Origin of the sequence: Fibrella musci (assembly GCF_041321105.1) — a bacterium.
Taxonomy (GTDB): Bacteria; Bacteroidota; Bacteroidia; order Cytophagales; family Spirosomataceae; genus Fibrella; species Fibrella musci.
Window position 1 is genome coordinate 606671 of record NZ_JBGGWD010000006.1, and the last position, 25593, is coordinate 632263.

At 55.5% G+C, this 25593-nt stretch carries 19 protein-coding genes and 2 tRNA genes; 11 read left to right on the forward strand and 10 right to left on the reverse strand.

Annotated features, from left to right (window positions below):
• Positions 1-79: 79 nt before the first annotated feature.
• The 3 genes from ACAW74_RS21860 to ACAW74_RS21870 form a co-directional block, all read right to left on the reverse strand.
• Entirely contained in the window at positions 80-328 is a 249-nt protein-coding gene (locus tag ACAW74_RS21860; protein ID WP_370700361.1) for a MoaD/ThiS family protein, read from the reverse strand.
• A 139-nt stretch (positions 329-467) separates the two neighbouring features.
• Positions 468-749, reverse strand: a complete 282-nt coding sequence (locus ACAW74_RS21865) for a hypothetical protein (protein ID WP_370700362.1) — start codon at positions 747-749, stop codon at positions 468-470.
• A 114-nt stretch (positions 750-863) separates the two neighbouring features.
• Complete coding sequence (locus tag ACAW74_RS21870) at positions 864-3446, reverse strand: prolyl oligopeptidase family serine peptidase (RefSeq protein WP_370700363.1); 2583 nt, start codon at positions 3444-3446, stop codon at positions 864-866.
• Between the two features lie 116 nt (positions 3447-3562).
• Between ACAW74_RS21870 and ACAW74_RS21875 the strand changes: the two genes are divergently transcribed.
• From ACAW74_RS21875 to ACAW74_RS21905, 7 genes are all read left to right on the forward strand, one after another.
• Entirely contained in the window at positions 3563-5959 is a 2397-nt protein-coding gene (locus ACAW74_RS21875; protein WP_370700364.1) for a M1 family metallopeptidase, read from the forward strand.
• Positions 5960-5985: 26 nt separating this feature from the next.
• Positions 5986-8385, forward strand: a complete 2400-nt coding sequence (locus ACAW74_RS21880; protein ID WP_370700365.1) for a M1 family metallopeptidase — start codon at positions 5986-5988, stop codon at positions 8383-8385.
• Between the two features lie 296 nt (positions 8386-8681).
• The gene (locus ACAW74_RS21885) at positions 8682-11291 is read left to right on the forward strand and encodes a zinc-dependent metalloprotease (protein ID WP_370700366.1); all 2610 of its coding nucleotides are present in this window, start codon (positions 8682-8684) and stop codon (positions 11289-11291) included.
• A gap of 119 nt (positions 11292-11410) precedes the next feature.
• A tRNA-Pro gene (locus tag ACAW74_RS21890) sits at positions 11411-11484 on the forward strand.
• 175 nt (positions 11485-11659) lie between these two features.
• The gene (locus ACAW74_RS21895) at positions 11660-12235 is read left to right on the forward strand and encodes a Crp/Fnr family transcriptional regulator (protein WP_370700367.1); all 576 of its coding nucleotides are present in this window, start codon (positions 11660-11662) and stop codon (positions 12233-12235) included.
• A gap of 64 nt (positions 12236-12299) precedes the next feature.
• Positions 12300-12719 carry a DUF4267 domain-containing protein gene (locus tag ACAW74_RS21900; protein WP_370700368.1) on the forward strand — a complete coding sequence of 140 codons (420 nt, stop codon included), beginning with the start codon at positions 12300-12302 and terminating at the stop codon, positions 12717-12719.
• Positions 12719-13195 (forward strand): DUF2214 family protein, encoded by a 477-nt coding sequence (locus ACAW74_RS21905; protein WP_370700369.1) that lies wholly within the window; start codon positions 12719-12721, stop codon positions 13193-13195. Before ACAW74_RS21900 ends, ACAW74_RS21905 begins: the two co-directional genes overlap by 1 nt.
• Before the next feature lie 119 nt (positions 13196-13314).
• Here the strand turns inward: ACAW74_RS21905 and ACAW74_RS21910 are convergent, their stop codons facing one another.
• From ACAW74_RS21910 to ACAW74_RS21935, 6 genes are all read right to left on the reverse strand, one after another.
• Complete coding sequence (locus ACAW74_RS21910; protein WP_370700370.1) at positions 13315-14250, reverse strand: carbon-nitrogen hydrolase family protein; 936 nt, start codon at positions 14248-14250, stop codon at positions 13315-13317.
• A gap of 438 nt (positions 14251-14688) precedes the next feature.
• Positions 14689-14768: transfer RNA gene (locus tag ACAW74_RS21915), tRNA-Tyr, on the reverse strand.
• A gap of 416 nt (positions 14769-15184) precedes the next feature.
• Complete coding sequence (locus ACAW74_RS21920) at positions 15185-15421, reverse strand: GlsB/YeaQ/YmgE family stress response membrane protein (protein WP_370700371.1); 237 nt, start codon at positions 15419-15421, stop codon at positions 15185-15187.
• 124 nt (positions 15422-15545) lie between these two features.
• Positions 15546-17336, reverse strand: coding sequence for a cytochrome-c peroxidase (locus tag ACAW74_RS21925; protein WP_370700372.1), 1791 nt, complete (start codon positions 17334-17336; stop codon positions 15546-15548).
• An 80-nt stretch (positions 17337-17416) separates the two neighbouring features.
• Positions 17417-18898 (reverse strand): alkaline phosphatase PhoX, encoded by a 1482-nt coding sequence (locus ACAW74_RS21930; protein ID WP_370700373.1) that lies wholly within the window; start codon positions 18896-18898, stop codon positions 17417-17419.
• A gap of 159 nt (positions 18899-19057) precedes the next feature.
• Positions 19058-19669: a fasciclin domain-containing protein gene (locus ACAW74_RS21935; protein ID WP_370700374.1), complete on the reverse strand. Its 612-nt coding sequence runs from the start codon at positions 19667-19669 to the stop codon at positions 19058-19060.
• A 307-nt stretch (positions 19670-19976) separates the two neighbouring features.
• Between ACAW74_RS21935 and dprA the strand changes: the two genes are divergently transcribed.
• Positions 19977-21068: a DNA-processing protein DprA gene (gene dprA / locus ACAW74_RS21940; RefSeq protein WP_370700375.1), complete on the forward strand. Its 1092-nt coding sequence runs from the start codon at positions 19977-19979 to the stop codon at positions 21066-21068.
• A 123-nt stretch (positions 21069-21191) separates the two neighbouring features.
• Here the strand turns inward: dprA and ACAW74_RS21945 are convergent, their stop codons facing one another.
• A complete protein-coding gene (locus ACAW74_RS21945; RefSeq protein ID WP_015330116.1) occupies positions 21192-22067 on the reverse strand; it encodes a transglutaminase-like domain-containing protein in 876 nt (291 codons plus the stop codon).
• Positions 22068-22211: 144 nt separating this feature from the next.
• Between ACAW74_RS21945 and galE the strand changes: the two genes are divergently transcribed.
• The 3 genes from galE to rfbA all read left to right on the forward strand — a co-directional run bounded on the left by galE (position 22212) and on the right by rfbA (position 25381).
• On the forward strand, positions 22212-23246 hold the full coding sequence (galE, locus tag ACAW74_RS21950; protein WP_370700376.1) for a UDP-glucose 4-epimerase GalE: 1035 nt from the start codon (positions 22212-22214) through the stop codon (positions 23244-23246).
• Between the two features lie 95 nt (positions 23247-23341).
• Positions 23342-24421, forward strand: a complete 1080-nt coding sequence (gene rfbB, locus ACAW74_RS21955) for a dTDP-glucose 4,6-dehydratase (protein ID WP_370700377.1) — start codon at positions 23342-23344, stop codon at positions 24419-24421.
• A 105-nt stretch (positions 24422-24526) separates the two neighbouring features.
• Positions 24527-25381, forward strand: a complete 855-nt coding sequence (gene rfbA / locus ACAW74_RS21960) for a glucose-1-phosphate thymidylyltransferase RfbA (protein ID WP_370700378.1) — start codon at positions 24527-24529, stop codon at positions 25379-25381.
• The last annotated feature ends 212 nt before the right edge of the window (positions 25382-25593 follow it).

Here is a 25593-nt window from a genome sequence, read left to right on the forward strand (position 1 = left end):
ATGTTTCGGCAGTCCGCTATGGCTACTGAATGCAGTAGCGTAACTAAAAACGGAAAAGCCGGAAACGCCAAAACTACACTTATCCGCCACTGACGGGCGGGATGAGCGCTACTTCATCGGAAGGGGTCAACACCGTGTCGGGGTCGGCATATTCGCTGTTGACCGCCACCAGTATTGACTTCACATTGGCCAACGCCGGGTATTGCTCGTTGAGGCGCGTCATCAGATCAGCAACCCGGGCGCCTTCGGTAAGGGGAACGGCCACTGTCGACTGCCCGACCAGATCGCGGGTGATGCCAAACAGCAGGACGGTAAGCGGTTGAGTCATATCGGCAAAATAAGTACGAAAGGGCTTTCACGCCAATCTGCACGCATAGGTACGTTGCAGAGTGAGTGGCCTGTCGCTGCGTAACGATAAAAGCCGCCATGCGGGTTCGCATGGCGGCTTTAGAATCTGAGGAACCAGCCTACTTGCTGCTCTCCAGCTTACGCTCGGTCTTTTTCATCGTGCGCTTAGTTTTGTTAAGCGCCTTATTGGTAGCCCGTTTTGTCTTCTGAGACGCTTCGTTCGCTTCTTCTTTCACGTCCGCTTTTGCTTCGCGGGTTTCACGGTCGATTTTATCGCCAGCGGCATTCATGGTCCGTTTTGCCTGACGGCCGGTTGCTTTGGCGTTTTCTTTTACGTCTTGGGCCTGCGCCATCGTCAGGGTAGTGGCCAGTACGGCCAGCAGCATGAGGGTCTTTTTCATTGCGTAGTCTAGTTGGCGGGTTTTAGTGGGGCCAACTAGTGAAAAAACGCAACCCATTGGCCAGTGTTACGAAATCCGAGTTAGGAAGCGGTTAAACTGTGTCAGCGGGCACATTCATAATCGCTCGTCGAACAGCTTCAGGATGCGCTTGTACTCGTCCATCCAACTGGTTGGTTCCACAAAACCATGATCTTCGACGGGGTAAGCTGCCAATTCCCAGTTTTCTTTCTTTAGCTCAATCAGGCGCTGTGCCAGCCGGACGGCATCCTGAAAATGCACGTTCACGTCGACCATACCGTGGCAGATGAGCAGGTGACCTTTCAGGCCGGCGGCATGGTAAATGGGCGACGACCGGCGGTAGGCGAGCGTATCGGCATAAGGCTCGTTCAGGATATTGCTGGTATAGCCGTGGTTATAAGCGGCCCAGTCGGTAACGGGGCGCAGCGCGGCACCGGCCTTGAACACGTCAGGCGTAGTAAACATGGCCATCAGCGTGATAAAGCCACCGTACGACCCGCCGTAGATACCGATTCGTTTGGGGTCGACGCCGTGGTTTTTGACGAGCCAGGCCGCTGCATCGACGTGGTCGGTAAGATCTTTCCCGCCCATAAACCGGTAGATACCCGTACGCCAGTCTCGTCCGTACCCGGCCGATGCCCGGTAGTCGATGTCGAGCACGGTGTAGCCTTTGTCGACCAGCAGATTATGGAACATGTATTCGCGGAAGTACTGGCTCCACCATTTGTGCGCATTCTGGAGGTAACCCGCTCCGTGCACAAACACAACGGCCTTGCCCGTGGCTTTAACGGCCGCGTTGGCGGCTGGCTGGTACAGGCGGGCATAAATGGGTTGTCCGTCGCGCGCCGGAATCGTCACCATGGCCGGTTCACGCCAGGGATAGGCCTGGAAGCGTTCGGTGGTCGAGCGTGTCAGTTGTATGGCCGGTCCGGCAAAGGCGGTGGGTTCGGTGCCTTTCTTCTTCGTACCGTCCAGTAAATAAAGCTCCCAGGGCTTATTGGAGGCCGAATACCGGATGGCCATACGCGACTCATCGGGCGAGAGGGTGACGTCGTTGGCACCGGTCATGGTGGTGAGCTGGGTACGTTGCGGCATACCGTCGCGGCCCATCGTAACGGCCATGCGATACAGGTGCTGCTCACCCGGATGGCGTTCGTTGGTGGTCAGGTAGAAGAAGCGCTTGTCGGCCGATAGCACTACCTGCTGCACTTCAAAACGGCCTTTGGTGAGCTGGGTTTTCTGACCCGTCAGCACGTTTTGCGTGTACAAATGCGAGTAGCCATCGGCTTCCGACTGGTAATAAATCGTCTGGGCGTCGAGCCAGCCCAACGTACCTGGCGAGAACGCACCGCCGATGCCGGGGCCACCCACCCAGGCTTCGTCGCGCTGCCGATCGAGAAGCTTCATCGTTGTTGGGCTTTCGGTATCGACAAGCATCAGCCAGCGGTCTTTATTGTCAAGAGCGCGGACCGACACGACGCCGTAGCGGGCAGTTGCCCCCTCGGCCCACACAGGCATGCTGACGTATACGGGTCGGTTCGCGGCCTTGGCCGTCGTGGCTCCTTTGCGGGTAGTCGTGGTGTCTTTCGCCGTTTTTTCGCTGGCCGCGACCGTGCTGCGCCCTGCCGACGTAGCCGAGCCGCTTGTGACAGCAGCAGGCATCAGATAATCGGGTTTGTCGGTAATGCCGGGGAGGCTGGCGAGGCTGATGGTCAGGGCGGTATCGCGCCGAACGTCATACACCATGAACTCGACCGCCGCCAAGGGCGCGCCTACTTTAGTGCGGGCGGGAAGGTCTTCCGTGAAGCCCGATTCGGTGATGAAGTTGGGCACGATGGTCGATTTGCTGCTCGCCGACCGCATCAGGTTGTAGGTAACCAACCGGCCATCGGGGCTGAGGCTGGCATTCATAACGGTGCGGCCATCGGTGCCAATCGTTTTGGGGCGGTGGGGCTGTTCGGCTTTGGTCGTGCGTTCGGTTTCGTCGCGTTTGGCTTTCCGTAACCGAAGCACGTCGAACAAGGCCAGCTGATCTTTCTTCAGCCACGACTCCTGGTCGGTTGGCTTGGCGTCTGGCTTTTTGGCGGCAGGATCAAAATTGGTTAGTTGCTCAACGAAGCCCGTGGTCAGGTCGAGGCGGTACAGGTTCTGGGACCGGGTAAAAATAACCGCCTTTTCGTCGCCGGAAAATACTGGGTTCGATTCTCGCTCTACAGTGCTGGTGAGCATACGTACCTGCGCGCCCAATGGGCCTGTCTGGCGGTTGAGCAAAAAGATGTCGCCGTACTTTTCATAAAGCCGAAGGGTACGGGCGCGGTTGTAGATCGGTTTGTCGTCGGCCGAGGGCAACAGGCGACGTTCGGCTATCGACACTTTGACGGGGGCCGGTAGGGAGGCGTTTCGGGCAGTGCCCGCTCCCGGGTCGGGCAGCGTAATCTTGTACAGCGAGTCGCCCAGCGCTTTGTCGGCCGATCGGGCATCGTGCCAGGTAAAATAAATCGTGCGCGAGTCGTCAGACCAGAACACCCCCGAGGGCGACGTACCTACCCACTGCCTGGGGTCCTGCATAATCGTCTCGATGCTCAAGGCTGACGTTGCGGTAGGTGTAGGCGGGGTGGGTTGCGCCAGCATGGGCAATGCACAAGCGCACCAGCTTAGTAAGATGAAGAGGTGTTTCATGCTGCAAAATAGGGCAGTATTTCGTCATCACGACATTCTGTAAATACGGTCATTGACGGTATTTACAGGCAGTTTCTGTACTTTTAAGCCGATATTCCATTAACAAACATCTTCTTATGCGTCATACTATTGGGTCGATGCTGACCGTAGCCGCTGTGCTATGGTTGGGCGATCGGGCCATTGCTCAAACAGCCCCGTCGACGACCAAGGCTAACACGAAGTTCGAGCAGCTTGGGCCGATGCTGCCCACGCCCAACACCTTCCGCACGGCGGCGGGGGCACCGGGTAAAGATTACTTCCAGAACCGGGCCGATTACGACATCAAAGTCACCCTCGACGATACGCAGCAAAAGCTTACAGGGACCGAAACCATCACGTATCGTAACAACTCGACCGATGCGCTAACGTACCTGTGGCTGCAACTCGATCAGAACACCTTCCGTCCAGAAGCTACCAGTCGCACGGCGCAGACCAACAGCATCAATAGTGACCGGGGCGCTTCGTTTGCGCAGTTGAACGCCCTGAGCGGGAAGAATGCCAAGGCATACGGTGACAACATCACGCGAGTAACCGATGCTGCCGGGAAAGCGCTGAAATACACCATCAACGAAACGATGATGCGGATCGACCTGCCCACGCCGCTCAAAGCGGGGGCCTCGTATTCGTTTGTCATCGACTGGAACTTCAACATTGTGGATGCACGCGCTACGGGCGCTCGGTCGGGCTACGAATACTTTTCGCAGGATGGTAACTACATCTACGAAATGGCCCAGTGGTTCCCCCGGCTGTGCGCCTACAGCGATGTGACGGGCTGGCAGAACAAGCAGTTTCTGGGGCAGGGTGAGTTCACGCTCATCTTTGGCAACTACAGAGTGGCCATCACCGCCCCCAACGACCACGTCGTCGGGGCAACGGGCGAACTGCAAAACCCTAACCAGGTGCTGACGGCTACGCAGCTCAAGCGCTGGAATGAAGCCAAAGGCAAAGGCGACAAGCCCGGCGAAAACCCCGTGTCGATTGTGACGCAGGAGGAAGCTACCGCTGCCGAGAAGGGGAAGCCGACAGGGACTAAAACCTGGGTGTACAAAGCCGATAACGTGCGGGACTTTGCCTTCGCCAGCAGCCGTAAGTTCATCTGGGACGCCCTGCAACCGAACATCGAAGGCAAGCGCGTATGGGCGATGTCGCTCTATCCGAAAGAAGCTAATCCGTTGTGGGGGCAGTATTCGACCCGTCTGATTGCGCATACGCTCCGGTCGTATTCACGTCGTACCATTGGGTATCCGTACCCCGTGGCCTACTCGGTACACGGCCCCGTGGGCGGTATGGAGTACCCCATGATGAGTTTCAACGGCGCCCGCCCCGAAGCCGACGGCACGTATTCGGTGGGCACCAAGAACTTCCTTATCTCGGTGGTCATTCACGAAGTGGGGCATAACTTCTTCCCCATGATTGTTAACTCCGACGAGCGGCAATGGTCGTGGATGGACGAAGGTCTGAACAGCTTCCTCGAAGGCCTTGCCTGCCTGGAGTGGGATCCCAATTTCCCGGCGCATGGTATCGATCCGCAATACATCGTCGACTACATGAAACTCGACTCGACGCAGCAGGTGCCCGTTATGAGCAGCTCAGACAATATTCCGCGCAATACGTTTGGCCCCAACGCCTACACCAAACCGGCGACGGCGCTCAACATCCTGCGCGAAACGGTGATGGGCCGCGAGCTGTTCGACTACGCCTTCAAAGAGTACGCCCGCCGCTGGGCCTTCAAATCGCCCGAGCCCGCCGACTTCTTCCGCACCCTGGAAGACGCCTCAGGCGTGGACCTCGACTGGTTCTGGAAAGGCTGGTTCTTCACGGTACAACCCGTCGACCAAACGTTAGTAAATGTTGATTGGTACCAGCCCAGCAGCCAGAACCCCGAGGTGGTGAAAGCCGAAGCCCGCGCCGAGGCTCAGCGCCGCCAGAACACCATCAGCAAACAACGCGATGCCCTCAAGAAAGACGAGAGCGTGGTGGCCCAGGACTCCACCATGCGCGACTTCTACAACAGCTACGACCAGTACGCTGTCACCGACTCCGACCGCAAGCGCTACCAGGACTACCTGGCCACGCTGACGGCTGAGGAGCGCTCGGTGCTGGAAGGCAAGCAGAACTTCTACACGCTGTCGCTGAAGAACAAGGGGGGCATCCCCATGCCGGTGATCATTCGGATGGAGTTTGAGGACGGCACCGACTCGGTGGCTCGTTTTCCGGCTGAGATCTGGCGCTTCAACGATGTGTCGATCCGCAAGGTGATTGCCACCAACAAGAAGGTGCGGCAGTGGACGCTGGACCCCTACCAGGAGATCGCCGACATCAACACGGAAGACAATTCGTTCCCGGCCGTAGCGTCGAAGCCCACGCGTTTCCAGCTCTTCAAGCAGCAACAGCGGCCGGCTGCGGGCAACCCCATGCAACAGCAACGCCCGGCTGCGCGCCCGCCCGCGCAACAGGGTAGTGGTCGAAACTAGTCTAGTACCTACTTAGTCAATAAACCATGAGAAAAACACTAATAATGGCGAGCCTGGCCCTGGGGTCAGTTGCCGCACTGGCACAGGCGCCTACCGCCCCGACCCAGAACGCCAATAATAAGTTTGAGCAGCTTGGGCCGATGCTGCCCACGCCCAACACCTTCCGCACGGCGGCGGGGGCACCGGGTAAAGATTACTTCCAGAACCGGGCCGACTACGACATCAAGGTCACGCTCAACGACGCTGAGCAGAAGATCATAGGGACTGAAACCGTCACCTATCACAATAACTCGACCGACGAACTGCGCTACATTTGGCTGCAACTCGACCAGAACCTGTTTGCCAAAGGGTCAACGGGCAGCATCACCCGCACGGGGGGCGTCAACGAGAGTGGTATGAGCTTCGCCCAGTTGCAGAACCTGACGTCGGTGCGTGAGCGCAGCCAACAGCAGGCCAGCGACAAGTATGGCTACAAGATCACGCGCGTTACCGACGGGAAAAGCAATCAGCCGTTGAAATACACCATCAACGAAACGATGATGCGGATCGACCTGCCTGCGCCGCTGAAGCCAGGTACGTCCTATTCGTTCAACGTCGACTGGAACTACTTCGTAACCGAATACTACGGCCGTAGTGGGTACGAGAAGTTCAAGGATGGTAACAGCAATTACTTCATCGCCCACTGGTTCCCGCGTCTGTGTGCGTACAACGACGTAAACGGCTGGCAGAACAAGCAGTTTCTGGGACAGGGCGAGTTTACGCTCATCTTCGGTAATTACAAAGTCGCCATCACGGTACCGAACGACCACGTCGTGGGCTCGACGGGTGAATGCCTCAACTACAAGCAAGTGCTGAGCGCTACGCAACAGAAGCGCATGGCGCAGGCTGCCAGTAGCAAAACGCCGGTGGTGATCGTGACGCAGGCCGAAGCTGAGGCCGCTGAGAAAGCCCAGCCTACCGATGTGAAAGCCACCAAGACGTGGGTGTACAAAGCCGACAACGTGCGGGATTTTGCCTTTGCCAGCAGCCGCAAGTTTATCTGGGATGCCATGCAAACCGACGTGTATGGCGACGGGAAGAAAATCTGGAGCATGTCGTTCTATTCGAAAGAAGGTAATCCGCTCTGGGGGCAGTACTCGACCCGCGTAGTTGAGCACACGTTGAAGTCGTATGGCAACCGCACCATTAAATACCCGTATCCGGTGGCGATTTCATGCCACGCGACGGCTGGCGGCGGCATGGAATACCCCATGATCTCGTTCAACGGTGGTCGCCCCGAAGCCGACGGTACGTATTCGGAGGGTGTGAAAGCCGGCATGATCGGTGTGATCATTCACGAAGTTGGCCACAACTTCTTCCCCATGATCGTCAACTCCGACGAGCGCCAGTGGACCTGGATGGATGAAGGCCTGAACACCTTCTGCCAGTACCTTGCCGAGAAAGAGTGGGACTACAACTTTCCCAGCCGCCGCGGCGAACCGCAATTTATTGTCGACTACATGAAGTCGGACAAAGCGGTGCTCAGCCCGATCATGACCTCGTCTGACAACGTCATCAACCTCGGTGCCAACGCCTATGCCAAACCGGCTACGGCGCTCAACATCCTGCGCGAGACGGTGATGGGCCGCGAGCTGTTCGACTACGCCTTCAAAGAGTACGCCCGCCGCTGGGCCTTCAAATCGCCCGAACCCGCCGACTTCTTCCGCACCCTGGAAGACGCCTCAGGCGTGGACCTCGACTGGTTCTGGAAAGGTTGGTTCTACGGCGTAGAGCCCGTCGATCAGGATCTGGTCGAAGTAGATTGGTATCAGCCCAGCAGCCAAAACCCCGAGGTGGTGAAAGCCGAAGCCCGCGCCGAGGCTCAGCGCCGCCAGAACACCATCAGCAAACAACGCGATGCCCTCAAGAAAGACGAGAGCGTGGTGGCCCAGGACTCCACCATGCGCGACTTCTACAACAGCTACGACCAGTACGCTGTCACCGACTCCGACCGCAAGCGCTACCAGGACTACCTGGCCACGCTGACGGCTGAGGAGCGCTCGGTGCTGGAAGGCAAGCAGAACTTCTACACGCTGTCGCTGAAGAACAAGGGGGGCATCCCCATGCCGGTGATCATTCGGATGGAGTTTGAGGACGGCACCGACTCGGTGGCTCGTTTTCCGGCTGAGATCTGGCGCTTCAACGATGTGTCGATCCGCAAGGTGATCGCCACCAACAAGAAGGTGCGGCAGTGGACGCTGGACCCCTACCAGGAGATCGCCGACATCGATGCGGAGAATAACTCGTTTCCGCGCACGTCGAAGCCCACCCGTTTCCAGTTGTTCAAGCAGCAACAGGGCCGGTTTGGTCCGCAGGGGCAGAACCCCATGCAGCAACAGCGCCAAACTACTCGTCCGCCTGCACAGCAGGGTAGTGGGCGAAACTAGCCACGCGCTAAACCGCCTATAAACCTGGGTTCAACGCCCCCGCAGCGATCTGATGCGGGGGCGTTGTTGTTTTACAACGTACCTGATCGTAAGCTGGTTGGACTAGGTACGTTGTCAGGTACGTTATGCTAGAGTTTTACCTAAGCTACCTGACTGTCAATGGTGAATTAAGGCCCAAAAACCGCTTAAAACAGGGATATTTAGACCGGAAAAGCGGGTTTATCGATTGCCGTTTGTAGTTTAGTCTGTTTCGCTATAACGGCGCCAACCCCAAACATCAAAGACAAACGTACTTAATGCATTCTCTACCCCGCAATGCGGTTCGCAATGCGCTTGGCAGCCTTTTGCTACTAGGCCTTGCCGTACCTGTGCTGGCACAACGGCCCAGCGCGCCCACCTCTTCATCAACGGCTTCGGCCACGGCTACGCCCGCGTCGAGCACCGCTTCGCCTAACGCTGCCGGCCCGCCCCGGACACCCATCAAACCGTACCGGGAAGTAATTACGAAAGCGGCCAAAACGAGCCGCGGCCTGTTTACGGCCCACCAGATCGACGATAAATACTACCTCGAAATCGCCGATTCGCTCCTGGGCCGTGAGTTCATGGCCATCACCCGGATTGCTAAAGCCCCCACCGGCGCAGGCTATGGCGGCGAACTGGCCAACCGGCAGGTACTTCGCTGGGAGCGTGGCCCCGACCGTCGCCTGCTGTTGCGGGTGGTGAGCTACATCAACGTCGGCACGGCTGGTGGCGATACGCTGCCCATTTCGCAGGCTGTTCGTAACTCCAACGTCGAGCCGATTGCGTCCGCCTTCGACATCCGGGCAATCCGCAAAGATTCGTCGTCGGTGATCGAGGTGACCGATTTCTTCCGAAACGATAATCAGGTGGTATCGCTGACGCCCGCGACCAAGTTCCGTTATCGGATCACCGCCGCCGCCACCGACCGCTCGTTTATCCAGACGATCCGCTCATTTCCGATCAATACCGAGGTACGTGTCACTCGCACGTTCACGGTAAACACCGCCCCAACGCCGCCGTCACCGACGCCCTCGCCGCTGCCTACGGTCAGCCTGCCGGGTGGAAGCGATGCCGGAGCCGTTACAATGGAGGTGAACGTGTCGATGATTCTGCTGCCGAAAAACCCCATGCGTAAACGCCTGTTCGACTCGCGCGTTGGCTTCTTTGCGTCGAACTACACCGTTTACGACGATAATTCGCAGCGAACCGAAGACGAGACCTTTGCGGTACGTTGGCGGCTCGAAGCCAAGTCGGACGCCGACGCCGAGCGGCAGAAGCGCGGCGAGCTGATCGAGCCCAAGAAACCCATCGTGTATTACATCGATCCGGCGACGCCCTACAAGTGGCGGTCATTCCTGAAAGCAGGTGTGGCCGACTGGCAGAAAGCTTTTGAGAAAGCGGGCTGGAAAAACGCGATCATGGCCAAAGACTGGGATCTGCGCGACACGACGATGAGCCTCGAAGACGCCCGGTATTCGGTCATTCGCTATTTCGCGTCAGACATTGAGAATGCATATGGTCCGAACGTACACGACCCGCGCTCGGGAGAGATTATCGAGAGCCACATTGGCTGGTACCACAACGTGATGAACCTGTTGCGGAAGTGGTACGTAGTGCAGGGTGCCGCCGTGGATGCTCGTGCGCGCAAACCCAAGTTCGACGATGAACTGATGGGTCAACTGGTTCGGTTTGTATCGAGCCACGAAGTTGGTCACACGCTGGGTCTGCGCCATAACTTTGGCTCAAGCCACGCTACGCCAGTCGAGAAACTGCGCGACAAAGCCTTTATCGCTCAGAACGGCCACACGGCGTCGATTATGGACTACGCCCGATTTAACTACGTAGCCCAGCCCGAAGACGGCATTACTGATCTGTTTCCGCGCATCGGCACCTACGACATCTGGGCCGTTGAATGGGGTTACAAGCCGGTTTACGACACCAAGGATGCCACGGCCGACAAGCTGGTGCTGAATAAGATGGTGCAGAGCCACGCCAATGACCCGCGCTACTGGTTTGGCACCGAGATTAACCCGATGGACCCGCGCTCACAAAGCGAAGACCTTGGTGATAACGCCATGAAAGCGAGCGAATACGGCATCAAAAACCTGAAGCGTATCCTGCCTAACCTAACCGAATGGACCCGCGAAGAGGCCGAAGATTACGATAAACTGCGCGAGATGTACGGCGAAATCGTTGGCCAGTTCCGGCGGTACATGGGCCACGTAACGAAGTATGTGGGTGGGATTTACGAAACACCACGTACCTACGATCAGGCAGGTATCGTTTACGAGCCGACGCCGCGCGTGCTTCAGAAAGAGGCCATGACATTCCTGAACACGCAGTTGTTCCAGACACCGACCTGGCTGCTCGACGCCAAGATTATGCCGCTGGTACGCGCCGATCAGGGTGTCGATTATGTACGGACGTTGCAGGAAACAACGCTGAACAGCCTCATGGATGTGGGTCGGCTGTCGCGCCTGATTGAAACCGGCTCAGGCAGTTTTGGCAAAGGTGGTTACACGCTGATCGAGTTTATGACCGATTTGCAAAACGGCATCTACAGCGAATTGGGAACCGGCAAGGCCATCGACATTTACCGTCGTAACCTGCAAAAAGCGTACGCCGAGAAGCTGATTGCTGTGCTGAATACACCCGCGTCAACGGGCGCTGGCGCTGCTCCGTTCAGTGGAGCAGGTTTCCGCTTTAATCCAGGCCCGGTTACCGACATCCGCAAGTCGGATATCATGTCGGTTGTTCGGGGGCAACTGGTGGCGCTACAACGTAGTATTGCCGGGTCGCTCCCCCGCCAAACCGACGCCATGAGCCGTTACCACCTGGCCGACGTGCAGGCGCGCATCCAGCAGGCGCTCGATCCGAAGAAGTAAGTTTTAATGTACAATGCATGATGTACGATGCACAATGGCAGCCTGATCAAGATTTTTGTGCCTAAGCTGCCATTGTGCATTGTACATCATGCATTGTACATTATATTTGCAGTCCCAAACGGGATGTAGCGCAGTCCGGTAGCGTGCTTGCATGGGGTGCAAGAGGTCGTGGGTTCGAATCCCGCCTTCCCGACAAAAGCCAGTCAGCAATGACTGGCTTTTTTGTTTTAGGACGGTGGCGTGTCCCGCCAGTCGAAAAAAAGCCACTTACGATTCAACGTAAGTGGCTTTTTTCTTATCAGGTACAGCGTTGAGTACAACAGTTATATACCTGATTTAGCGAATGGATACTATGTTTATTTTTGAGGATGGAGCTTCTTCTCAGAATCATTCAGCAGTATATCCCCCTTTCCGCTCAGGACGTGGCCATCATTGCTACGTTGTTTCGCCAACTGAAACTCAAAAAAGGCGAGCATTTGCTGCAGGCTGGCCAGGTCTGCAACAACATATATTTTATTGAAAAGGGCCTGGTCCGCTATTATGCCAGTACCGACGGGGAGGAAAAAACAAGCTACTTCAATAATGAGGGTGAGTTTGTCTGCGATTATGCCAGCTTTCTGCCCCAGCAGCCATCCCGGACTAACATTCAGGCGCTGGAAGCTGCTACGGTGTATGCCATTAGCCACGCCAATATGGACCTGTTTTACGCACAAGTTCAACATGGGGAACGCTTTGGGCGGTTAGCCATTGGCGAGGTTTATGTGACGGCCATTCATCAGATTAACTCGCTCTATACTGACCCGCCCGAACTGCGCTACCAAACCTTCTTCGATACGTTTCCCGATTTAGCGCAGCGTATTCCGCAATATTACATCGCCTCTTACATTGGCATTAAGCCTCAATCCCTAAGCCGTATTCGAAAAAGAATGGCTCAAAAGCATTAATTAACCTGGGTGAATGACTGCCTGTTTTTTCAGGGTGAGCTTTGTTGTCTCAAACAATCACTATATGAAAACAGCAGCAGAAATGGCCCCATGGGGCTGGCAGTCGGTATCCTATTGGATGACTCTGTTCATCGCGCTGGGGATTCTGGTCCTCGGCATCCGGTTCATGGTGGCCCCTCAGGTCAGTGTGGAAAATTTCGGGCTTCAGCCGTCAAGCGGCTCCGATATTACCCTGGGGCGGTTAAAGGGAATCCGCGATATTTTCTCGGGAATAGCCCTGTTTGCCTTATTGCTAGGCCGAATGAAGAAAGCGACCGCTTATGTGTTTACGGCGGCTATCATCATCCCGTTCACTGACTGTCTACTGGTCTACGGACATAATGGGCTGGACCTGCCACGCTTGTTGGTGCATGGCTTCACGGCTGTTTACATGGCCCTAACCAGTTTTTTATTATTCAACGAGGATAAAAAGAAGACTGCCTGATGGATCCGTTCACCCTACGCCAATTGTTGCTGGTTATACACCTTTCGGGGCTTGCCCTCATGGCCGGAACCACGGTAACCGAGTTAGTGGTCTTTCGCACGTTTACAAGCCTATTGAAGACGAAGGGAAAAGCCTCAGTTGTTCTTTTAAACCTTATGTCGGGTCTTGGCATGGTCTTGCTGGCGGGTGGTGTCTTGTTGGCCTTTTCCGGGGTCGGCCTCACACTGATAAGCAGGGGCGTTTTTTTGCACCAGCTCTGGCTTCAGGTAAAACTAGGGCTAATCCTGCTGCTCCCGCTGAATGGCCTTCTGGTGGGCAGTCCGCAATTGAAACAGTTAAGCAATAACCTGGCTGCGGAAAGCACTACTCTGCCTTTACAGCTCAACCCCGCCGTCACAAAACTGACTCGGTTTCACTGGGTTCAAACGTTGCTGTTCTTAGCTATCATCATCCTGGCCGTGTTTAAATTTAGTTAGTCGGCGGCAACCAAACGACCGCGTAACCAAACGGAACAGCACAACCCAGAATCTGTCTGCTGATCGGCACTAGACAGTGTAGAAACCAGCCCTGTATCTCGTGGGGTCACCCGATTGCGTTAAGGCTGTTCAGGTACGTTGATCATGTCGGGTTGGCCAATGACCGAGAGTTGGAAGACATCGTTGCGGGCGTAATGCCCCACGCAGTCGAAATCCAGCTTGCTTTTAACGAGTTCGGTAAAGTCCAGTTCGGCAGTCAGCAGTCCTTCCTGATCCCAGAGCGGGCCGGCCAATACCTCGCCCATCGGCGAAATAATCACGCTGCCGCCCCGGCTCATGATCTCGGGTTCATCGCGGATAGCCTCCTGATAACGGTCGGGATAATCGGCTTTGGTCACGAACTGATTGCTCGATAGCACGAAACAGCGACCTTCCAGGGCAATATGTTGCATAGTCGCCTGCCAGCTTGGGCGGGCGTCGGCGGTAGGGGCCAGATAAATCTCTACGCCTTTCTGATAGAGAGCCGTTCGGGCAAGGGGCATGTAGTTTTCCCAGCAAATAAGCCCGCCAATCTTGCCCAATTCGGTCTGGAAGCTAACCAGCGAACGGCCATCGCTTTCGCCCCAGATGTACCGTTCGAGGCCCGTCGGCTTCAGTTTCCGGTGTTTACCCAGCAACCGGCCATCTTTCCCAAAATACAACAGGCTGCAATGCAGCGAACCGCCCACGGGCTCGCGCTCGGTAACGCCCAGGGCAACCAGCATACCTGATTGCCGCACGGCCTCACTGATGCGCCTGATCTCGGGCGAATCAACCTCGACGCTGTTCGCCCAAAAGTCTAGCCACATAGTGCGGCCCTCGTCCGAACGCCGACCGACGACAGCATCGAAGCGTAACCCTCTTGGGTAGCAGGGCAGAAACGTTTCGGGAAACAACAGCAACTGGCAGCCCGCTGCCGCTCCTTTTTCCAGCCAGGCTAACACCACCTCGACACTCCTTTCCAGATCAAACAAGACGGGTGTCGCCTGAACTACCCCTACCTTCACACGCTTCATGGTATGCTTCCTTTGTCAATTCCGGAAGTAACACGCTTTCGCGCAGATCGAAAAATTGATTTTGCCGCTTACGTAGACTGAGGCCTTTTAAAACCCTGCTGATACATCGCGTGCACCAGGCGTCAGCAGGGCTTCATGAGATGGCAGGCGCGGAATCGAACCGCGATGACCAGATCCAAATTCTGGTATAATAACCGTTATATGACCCGCCACTATTTTTAATAGAAATAGCGTTAAAAAGTAAATTACGAATTATGTTTTTTAAAAAGGTGCTTGAAAAAATTAGACAAAGTGCTACCAACATGCCAATTGCCAGTACTGGCTTAAGGTAGTTTTATTTAGTAAAGAGAACGTTTGCCTATATACTCATTTTATGAGTGATTTATAGTGAAAATTAGGGTTGTTACTGGTCAGAAGCTGGTGAACTATACGAAACAGTCGGGGCAGCAAGACTCGAACTTGCGAAGCCGAAGCGCCGGATTTACAGTCCGGTGTAATTGCCGCTATACGATACCCCGTTGGTTGGAAATGAATTGCTTAAACGAAAAAATCCCCTGCCAGTTGATGCCGACAGGGGATTTTGGTATGACTCTGGTTCAGTGTAGTCAATACAAGCTTTCCCGCTGCCTGTGGCAGTGTTGATAATAGCTTTGATATTGATTGCGCGTGAACATGATTGTGCGTTTGTTGTGACAAAGGTGCGAAGAAAAAGAGTTAGTTGTCAAATTATTTCGAATTATTTTTTTTAGCACGACTAATTAATTCAATGGAATTATTTGTAACGGTTGAAAAAGCCAAGCCCTTAATTGGCGTGCCTCGGTTTTATAAACAGATTTTTACGGCTTCAGAATAAAACAAAAGAAACGTACCTGCGCATCAACCCGGTTGAAAGTCGATGCGCAGGTACGTTCCAAGAGTCAGTAACAGCTAGTGGTTAAAATAACCTGCCGATGAAGATGAGGATGACCGCTCCTATAAAAGCAATCAGCAGATTCATGACGAGACCATCGTTGTCGGGGTCATTGCCAAGGCGTTTCGCAACAAACCCGCCTACAAAGCCACCAACAATGCCCAGAATGATGTTGACCAGTGCCGAGTTATGGCTGCCCATGAAGCGGCTAGCCAGATAACCGGCTATACCACCGATGATAATCGAATACAAAAAGCCCATGAGAATAGGAGTGTTAAGTGATGCCGATATGGCTGGGTACTACTACTTATGGCTAACTAACCAAGTGGTATTTGGTTTGAAGGAATCTCGTTAAAAGTAGTCGAATGTAGGGAGGGGTGTAGGCTTATAACGCCTTCAAAAACGACACCAATGCTTTTTTTTCGGCTGCCGTCAAATCCAGTTTGTTGGCGGATAGGGTCTGATTGGGCAGCGAAAAGCCCAACCCTACGCCGCCGCCTTTATCGTAAAAATCAACTACTTCGTCGAGGGTCCGGTACACGCCGTTGTGCATGTAGGGGGCCGTTTGGGCGATATGGCGGAGGGTTGGCGTTTTAAAGGCGTATTGCAATGGATCGAGTTTGGTGTGCACGTACCGGCCGGCATCGGTGTCGAGCTGCCGGTTGTCGGCGCGGGCCGGAACGCCAATAACCTCCGACTCGATCGTTGTAAACTCGGGCGGCACTGTACCGTTGAAGAGCGGCATGAAATGGCAGGTGCCGCACTGCGCTTTACCCATAAAGATGTTGAACCCCCGCACTTCGTCGGCGTTAAGGGCCGCCGTTTGCCCACGCATGTACCGATCAAACCGGCTGTTGAGCGACACCAGTGACCGTTCGTAGCTGGCCAGCGCATTCTGAATCTGGTCGGCGCTAATTGGGCGCTGATCAGCCGGGAACGCTTTTTTGAACGCCGCCATGTACGCTGGGCTGACGCGAAGCCGCCGAGCCGCTTCATCGAGCGACCCCGCCATTTCGGCCCGATTATGCACCACATCGAACGCCTGACTTTCGAGCGTGTTGGTGCGCAGGTCATAGAAATAACCCGCCTGCAAGGCCGCGTTGAGCAACGTGGGCGTGTTACGCAGCGGCGTGTCGACGATGCCAATCGGAAACGCCCGTGTCAGGCCATCCGTAAAGGCCCGCTCGGGCTGATGGCAGGTGGCGCAGGAGCGTTGCCCATTGCCCGAGAGAATAGGATCACTGAAGAGCCGCCGACCCAGTGCGGCGCGGGCCGGTGTGGGGCGTTGGTCGGCTGTGGGGGCGTAGAAGGCCGCGTTGAAGGCATTGGGCGCAAACAACGTCGGGGCGGCGGCATTCAGCGGGCGTTGGTCTGTCAGTGGTGCAATGCCCAACGAGCGTTGGTAGTCGAGCAGGCCGGCTGAGATAGAGTTCAGGTACGTTCGCAGGAACGTTGCCCGGTCAAACTGGTTAAAATCGGGTTGGCGCTGGCAAAAAGCGATAGCCCCATCGAGGCGGCGATTAAGCTGCCGGTAGGCGTCGTTGTTGCGCTTGTACAGCGACAGCAAGCGCTGAATGGATCGAAGGGTTTCGGCCGCTTCGGGAATGGCCGAGCGGCAGGCGGGTGTATCGAACCCACTGATGCCCATCGCGGCGAGCCGGAACGTACCCAGCCGCATCAGGTCGAACAGGTGGTTGTCGGTGAGGGCGGTGGCGTACCAGAGATAACGGGCGGAGTTGAGTTCGCGGCGAAATTTGGCCACTTCGCGAAGCAACTCGGCCCGGTTTGTCGTATCGAAGGCCGGATAGAGCATCGTTTCGATCACCTGCAAACCACCGGGCTCAAAGGTCTTGTGTTCCTCTACTTCGATTTCGGGCAGGGGCGGGCCGTTGAGCTGCCGGTTGGTGTGGGGCATGTAATAGGCCGTAACCGGTTCGATCCGCTTATAACGGAGCCGAAACGTCTGGAAAGCCGCCTGCAGGGCATCAGTCGACTGGGTACGTTGCGCAAGGGGCGAAAAGGTCGAATCGACAAAAGTTTGCAGCGCTTCCAGCTGCGCCACTACCTGCGCTTTTGCCCGTTGGGTTGTCTGTTCCTGCGCCGACCGGGCCTCGATAAAGCCAAACAGCACAACGAACAGCGCTGCCATGCCAAAGAAGGGAAGAAGGAGCTTCATGCTTGCTAAAGATACTATATAAAATGGGCTGGCGAAGCCTGTGAAGCCCGCCAGCCCATGGTGACCGTAATCGATAAGGGTTATTTCTGAACGCCCCGGATCAGCACAACCTGACCACCTTCGGTAAACGAGCCGTTTGCGGCCGTTATGCTGGCCGCTTTCGAGCCGGCGCTACCGTCGGCGTTGTTGTACTTCATGTCGCGCCAGGTGTGTGGGTGCAGGTTCACGATAAACGAGTTCGGCACGCCAATGATGTCCGATACATCGTACATGGCGCCATACTCCCAGGAACTGAGCAGCGACGAAGCGGCTGAGTTGTACTTGGCGTTGAAGGTAGCGTCGTCGCGGCGGTGATTCATTTCCAGCATCGGTTTCAACTGACCGGTCGCCAGCGAATACTGCCAGATGCGCCCATCGTGTTTGTTATTGATGTAAAACGAGTCGCCGTCTTCCTGAATATAAACGTAGTCTTTCGTCGCGCAGAGGTTATCCGGGTTCACGATGTTGTTGCCGGGGTCAACGCCGCCATCGGCGATGATCGACAGCTTGCCTTTGAGCGGATCAGCGGCGTCCATTTGCAGACGATACACCCGACCCCACATAGTTTTGCCCGCAATGGGCGTCAGCCGGTCGCCCTGGGCTTGGCCCGTGGCCGTGAAAAACACATCGCGGCCCTGCCCGTCTTTGCGGTAATCGATGTCTTCGACGCGGGCAAACTGGATAGCCTTCTTCTCGACGGACTGGGCGGCAATCTGCGCGCCCGTCTGCGTTTTGGCATCGGTTACCTCCACAAACTCTACGTCGTAGGGTTGTCCCTGCACCATGCTGGTTTCGACCGCGTCCTGGTTGGTACGGCGCAGGAAATAGAGTTTGCCGTTTTGCAGGTCACCTACCGTATTCGACACGTAGGCCAACAACTGCCCGTCGCCGTTATCTTCGCCCAGGATGACCACGGTTTTACCGGGATAAGCTGTTTTGGGCAGCGGTACGGCATTTTCCATGCTGGCTTTACCGAGAGCGGGTAGCACGCGGTCTTTGTTCTTCTTGTCGGCCGTGCCCAATGGGTTAATGGCGTGCACCATCGATTCGGCCCCGCTTTCGCCCGCCGTCAGAAACAATGGCCCGAAACCGTGTTCGGCTGGAGTAACCATCGATGCCGAACAGAGCCGCCATGTACCGCCCTCGTAATCAACGATATATTCGCCTTTGACAGGCTTGAATGTTTTGTCGAGATAGACCCGCGACACCGACTGCATGTACTCGTGGTTGTTGATCAGCACGTAGCCATCACTGTTGGGATCTTTCAGCAAACCAGCTCCGTCGGGTTGGCCGCCAAAGACAAAATCGGGCGATTGCGCGAGCTTGTCGTCACTGCTGATAAGCGTGGTAATCTGAAGGTTATCGAATCCCGACAGCGCCTTTACCAACGCCGGGTTGACCGACTGGTTGGTGAGGCTGATGTTGCTATTGACCGCTTCGGTAGTAGGACCTTCGGTTTGATGACAACCAGCGGCCGATAACGCGGCGGCGGCTACCAGCATCTGTAAAGCAGTTAATTTCATAAAGGGAAGTGTTGGGTGTTACACAAAACTTCCGCAAAAGAAGAAACCAGCTATTACCTGACGGTTACGTGCCTGTTATGGCTTCGTAAAATCAGTCAATAGCTGGTTAATGAGAATTTAATGTTGGTGAGCTGAATGATCGGCTACCAAGGTTGCTGCTTAGTTGGCAGGCATCAGCACTGTGTCAATGGCGTGAACCGTGCCGTTGGTGGCCTGAATATCGGCGGTTGTTACCATGGCAGAACCACCGCTACCGTCGGTCAGCATAACCGAGCTGCCTTGCTTCCGCACCGTCAGGGTGCCGCCCGCTACCGTCTTGATTTTCTGACCGTCTTTGAGGTCGCTTGCCATCACGTTGCCCGACACCACGTGGTAAGCCAGCAAGCGTTGCAATTTGGCTTTGTTAGCGGGTTGGGTCAGGCTTTGCAGAACGCCAGCCGGTAGTTTGGCAAAAGCGGCATTAGACGGGGCAAAAACCGTGTAAGGTCCCGGCTCTTTCGCATTCTGGTCGAGGCCAGACGCTTGCAGAGCGGTTTGCAGGGTTGAAAAATCAGCAGCCGACGCCAGACTACCCGCTAGATCGGTACCTAATGCTTTAGAACTCATCCCGGATGAAGACGGCATATTGACCGACTCTGACATGGGTGTGCTGGGTACGCTACCCGTCGACGAAGGTCGTTGGGGCATCGTGTTTGTCGTCTGCGCATAGGTGGCCGTGCCAACTAGTGTCGCGATGGCCAAAAGGGCCACATGCTTCAATTGCTTTTTCATGAGAAGGTTACTCTTTTTTGTCTAGTAAGATTGTCTACTATGGATAAACAGCTTGTAGCCAGTAATGTTTACGAATAAGTGAGAATAGAAAACACCCGTCATGACCTTGTCTGACGAATTGGCTAGTAAGCCAAAAAACGGAAGTGGTTGCGTTGGTAAGTCGACCAGATTTTTGGTATGATTGCGTCTACCGTAACGCCGCCGCTCACTGGCGGCTACTGCTCTTCTCACCGTGCCTGCTACCGAATCATCTCAAGCGTCTCTTTATCAAATTGCGTTATCGCTGGTGCCCGGCGTCGGTGGCGTCATGATTCGCCAGCTGATCAGCTATTGTGGTTCAGCCGAGGCTGTTTTTTCAACACCGCCCGCTAGGCTGCTCAAAATTCCGGGAGTCGGTGAGGTAACGGTGCGCGCTATCCGGCAGGCAGCGGGCATGCCATTGCTGGGTACGTCTGGTTCAGGTACGTTGGCCGATGCGGAAAAAGCCCTGACCCGGCTTCAGAAGCTCGGGGCTCGCGCGCTGTTTTATACCGACGCCGATTACCCCAGCCGGCTCAAAACCTTATACGATGCGCCCGCCTTGCTGTTTCGTCTGGGCAAGGCCGATCTGAATGCGCCGCGCACCATTGGTCTGGTCGGCACCCGGCAGGCAACCGACTATGGCCGTCGTATCACGGAAGAACTGGTGCAGGCGATGCAGCCGTATGGGGTAACGATTATCAGCGGGCTGGCCTACGGCATTGACATTGCGGCCCATCGGGCTAGTCTGGCGGCGGGATTGCCCACGGTGGGCGTTATGGCCAGTGGGCTGGATGTCATTTACCCGGCCGTGCACAGCCGTACGGCGCAGGAGATGCAACAACAGGGTGGTTTACTGACCGAACACCTGCCGGGTACCAAACCTGATCCGCGCTTTTTCCCGGCTCGAAATCGCATCATTGCGGGGCTGAGCGATGCGGTGGTCGTGGTAGAGGCGGCCGCCAAAGGGGGGGCACTCATTACGGCCGAATATGCCAATAATTATAACCGGGAGGTGTTTGCGGTGCCGGGGCAGGTATCGCAGGCTTTTTCGGCGGGCTGCAACAAACTGATTCGCGAAAACAAGGCGCAGATTTACACCAGCCCCCACGATCTGATCGAAGCCCTGAACTGGGATCAGGACCCTGCTGCACAAGCGGTGGGGAAATCCGCTGCCTCCACGCCCTTGCCGCTCGATTTCACGGCGCAGGAAAGTCAGCTCGTTGCTTTACTGCGTCAGAAACCCGGCCTGCACATCGATGAACTAAGCTGGCAATCGCAGATTCCGATGGGTGCTCTGGCTTCGTTGCTGCTCAGTCTGGAATTCCGTGGGTACGTTCGGAGCCTGCCCGGCAAGCGCTACGAAGTTGTGTACGTGTGAAAAGGCGGGGCTGGCAGGGTACTTCGTGCAGGGAGTGGCTTCGCCGCAGGGATGGTACAGACGAGAGAGCGACTTCCATGAGCGCAGCTCCCACCATCCATGCCATCCACGCGGCGCAGCCCGCTATCGCTGCGTAAAGTCAGACAGCGGCAGCGAATCGGCAGGGTCGGTGAGGGCTTCCAGCATCCGCTCAACTTCCTGGGTACGTACCTTATCGCCGTTCCGATCGAACGAGAGCATCAGGTTACGGAGCATCCGCCGGATGATGTCGATGTTGGTGCAGGGCTGATAGAAAATCGGGGCGGGTTTCAGGTTCAGCTGCGCGATGTAGTGGTCGATGTCTTTGGTCGAGAAGATCAGGCCCCGGTTGAACACGTTGATGTAAAACTGCACGCCATTGGGCGCTTTGTAGGTCAGCACAAACAGGTTGGGCAGATTGACGCCGTAGATGGGCAGTCCTAGTTTCTGCGCTACCATCATATAGATCAGGCAGAGCGAAATGGTGTTGCCCCGGCGGGTTTCCAGCACCTGATTGATCATCGAGTTGGCGGGCGAATGGAAGTTTTTGGTGTTGGGGGCAAACTTCATTTCGTTATAAAAAACGCCGTTCATTCCCTTCACCTGATCGGCAGGGTGTACGTCGGTGCGCACCTTCAGCCAGGCATCATAATAAAGTTGTTCCAGGTCCTGCCGGAGCTTGTCGAGCGAGAGGTCTGGGTATTGGTAAGTGGCAATAATCCACAGGCCTTCGAGCAGGTCCATACCGCCGCCGTCTTTCCAGCCCACAAGCCGGTCGAGCACCGTGGTGTATTGTAAATCATGGATTAACTCTTCGATCCGTTTCTGCAAATGGGGGTTAAAGCTGCCTTCCCATTCCGATTCCAGAAAGGGAATAACGGCTGAGCCAATTTGCCGGATGCGCCCTTCTACGTGCTCAATCACTTCGGTATCGTCATCATCGAGCAGCGAGATCAGGGCCTTGATTTCATTGTCGTTCATAGTCGTTGCGTATGGGCCACCTTATCGGTAGGCGTGCCTCAGCGTAAATAAGATTTGTCCAATTCGCGGGCTTATGGTTAGCTTTGCCCGGTTTTTTGGCGGGGTACTCTCTGCAAGTAACAACAGAAAATTACAAAAAACGATTTGGAACTCAGCGCAGCAACACCCCAAAAAATAGTGGTTACCGGCGGGGCCGGTTTTATTGGCTCACATACGGTTGTCGCTTTGATCGAAGCCGGTTTTGAGCCGGTCATTGTCGACGATTATTCCAATTCGGAACCTCGTGTACTCGACGGGTTGAAAACGATCCTTGGCCGGGATGTAACCTCATTTACGATCGATTGCAACGACCGTGCCGCCATGGCTGAGGTATTCGCTAGCGGGCCCATTGCCGGGGTTATCCACTTTGCGGCGTTCAAAGCCGTTGGTGAGTCGGTTGAACAACCCATTAAATATTACCGGAACAACCTCGATTCGCTGCTGCTGCTGCTCGAGCTGATGCCGCAGTTTGGGGTGAAGAACCTGGTTTTCTCGTCGTCGTGCACGGTATACGGCCAACCCGAGAAGCTGCCCGTTACGGAAAGCACGCCTCGCCTGCCGGCCCAATCACCCTATGGTAACACCAAAGCCATCGGGGAAGACATCATTCGCGATGCTATCCGGGCCAACTTGCCCGTGCGAGCAATCTCATTGCGGTATTTCAACCCGATCGGCGCGCACCCGTCGGCGCTGATCGGCGAATTGCCGCGCGGTGTGCCGGCCAACCTCGTACCTTATCTGCTACAGGTAGCCGCGGGTAAGCGCGCGAGCCTGACCGTACACGGCAACGATTACAACACGCCCGACGGCACGGCTATTCGTGATTATATCCACGTGATGGATCTGGCCGAAGCGCACGTGAGTGCCCTACAGGTACTGGCCGCCGCCGATACTGATTCGTTTTACGATGTTTATAACATTGGTACGGGTCGGGGCGCTTCTGTGCTGGAGCTTATCAATACGTTCAAGGACGTAACCGGTATCGATTTGACCTACACACTGGGTCCACGTCGTCCCGGTGATGTTGAACAAATTTATGCCGACGTAACAAAGTCGGCACAAGGCTTGCACTTCCAAACCAAACGCTCACTTGCCGATGCCCTGGCCGATGCCTGGCGCTGGCAGCAAAAAATTAGTTGATGAGTTTGTCGTCTAATGTTTGACGTTGGCTGGCCAGCAACGCCTGCGGGTCAGCCCACATCAAACCTTAAACGCCAGACGTCAAACTTGCTCTTATGAAAACGATAGTCATTACCGGCGGGGCCGGATTTATTGGGTCGCACGTGGTGCGGCTATTCGTTACCAAATACCCCGAATACCGCATTGTTAACCTCGATGCGCTGACCTACGCGGGTAACCTCGCCAACCTGCGCGACATCGAAAACGCCCCCAACTATACGTTTGTGCGCGGCGACATTACCGACGCGTCGTTTCTGGAGGGAATGTTCACTGAATTACAACCCGAGGGTGTAATTCACCTCGCGGCCGAGTCGCACGTCGATCGCTCAATCACCGATCCGATGTCGTTCGTGATGACCAACGTGGTGGGTACCGTAAACCTGCTCAACGCCGCTAAAAACTGCTGGAAAGCGTCGGAGTCGGCCGGGGGCGCGCCCGCCTTTGAGGGGAAGCGCTTCTACCATGTCTCGACCGACGAAGTGTATGGTTCGCTGCATAACCCCGACGAGTTTTTCCTCGAAACCACGCCCTACGACCCCCAATCGCCCTACTCGGCGTCGAAAGCGGCGTCGGACCATTTTGTTCGGGCTTACGGAAACACGTACAAAATGCCCGTAGTGCTTAGCAACTGCTCGAACAACTACGGCCCGAATCACTTCCCCGAAAAGCTGATTCCGCTGATGATTCATAACATTCAGCAGAACAAGCCGCTGCCCGTGTATGGCAAAGGCGAGAACGTGCGCGACTGGCTCTTCGTGGTCGATCACGCCCGCGCTATCGATACCATCTACCATACAGGTACGTTGGGCGAGACCTACAACATCGGCGGTTTCAACGAGTGGAAGAACATCGATCTGGTTAATCTGCTGTGCGGCATCATGGACCGTAAGCTGGGTCGCGAGGCAGGTACGTCGGCGAAACTGATCACCTACGTAACCGACCGCGCCGGGCATGATCTGCGCTACGCCATCGACGCCAGCAAGATCATGAACGAACTGGGCTGGAAGCCCTCGCTTCAGTTTGAAGAAGGTCTCGAAAAAACCGTCGACTGGTTCCTGGCCAATCAGGACTGGCTCGACAACGTTACGTCGGGCGCTTATCAGGGTTATTACAAAGACATGTACGCAAACAGATAATTGTGAATGAGTGAATGAGCGAATGAGTGAATAGGCCCTGCTCAGGTACATTAGCTGGCGCGTCTATTCACTCATTCGCTCATTCACTCATTCGCTCATTGAGCAATGAAAGGAATCATCCTCGCGGGGGGCTCAGGCACCCGGCTCCACCCACTCACACTGGCCGTTTCGAAACAGTTAATGCCCATCTACGACAAGCCGATGATTTATTATCCGCTGTCGATTCTGATGCTGGCGGGCATTAAAGACATTCTGATCATCTCGACCCCGCACGATCTGCCGCACTTCGAGAAATTGCTCGGCGATGGCTCGCGCATTGGGTGTTCGTTCAGCTACGCCGTGCAGCCAAGCCCCGACGGGCTGGCGCAGGCCTTTATCATCGGTGCCGATTTCATTGGCGATGATAAGGTCGCACTGGTGTTGGGCGATAACATCTTCTACGGATCGGGTCTGTCGAAACTGCTGCAAGCCAACAACGACCCCGATGGTGGCGTGGTGTATGCCTATCAGGTACATGACCCTGAGCGGTACGGTGTGGTTGAATTCGATGAGGCCTTCAACGTACTGTCGATCGAAGAGAAGCCGGAGCAGCCCAAGTCGAACTACGCGGTGCCGGGCCTTTATTTCTACGACAATGATGTGGTTGAGATTGCCCGCAACATCAAACCGTCGCCGCGCGGTGAGTTGGAAATCACCGACATCAACCGGGTGTATCTGGAACGCGGCAAACTGAAAGTAGGGGTGCTTGACCGGGGTACCGCCTGGCTCGATACAGGTACGTTCATGTCGCTGATGCAGGCCGGGCAGTTTGTGCAGGTCATCGAAGAGCGGCAGGGCCTGAAAATCGGCTGTATCGAAGAGATCGCCTACCGGATGAAATTTATCAGTAAAGAACAGCTAGTCGAGATTGCTAAGCCGTTGGTTAAGAGCGGATATGGCCAATATTTATTATCTATCTAGGGAGATAGTCTTCCGAATGGGCATAAAAAAAGCCGGGGCAGAGCTCCGGCTTTTTTTTACCTAACCTATGAGATGAGAAAACTTATACAATTGGAAAGTGTCGCTGGTATGGATGCGGTCGGAAAGAAAACTGCCGCTTGATATGTACAAAGGTAGATGGATCGGCTGCGGCTCGTAAGCGCATTATTACCCTTTTTTTTGCATTAGTAAAC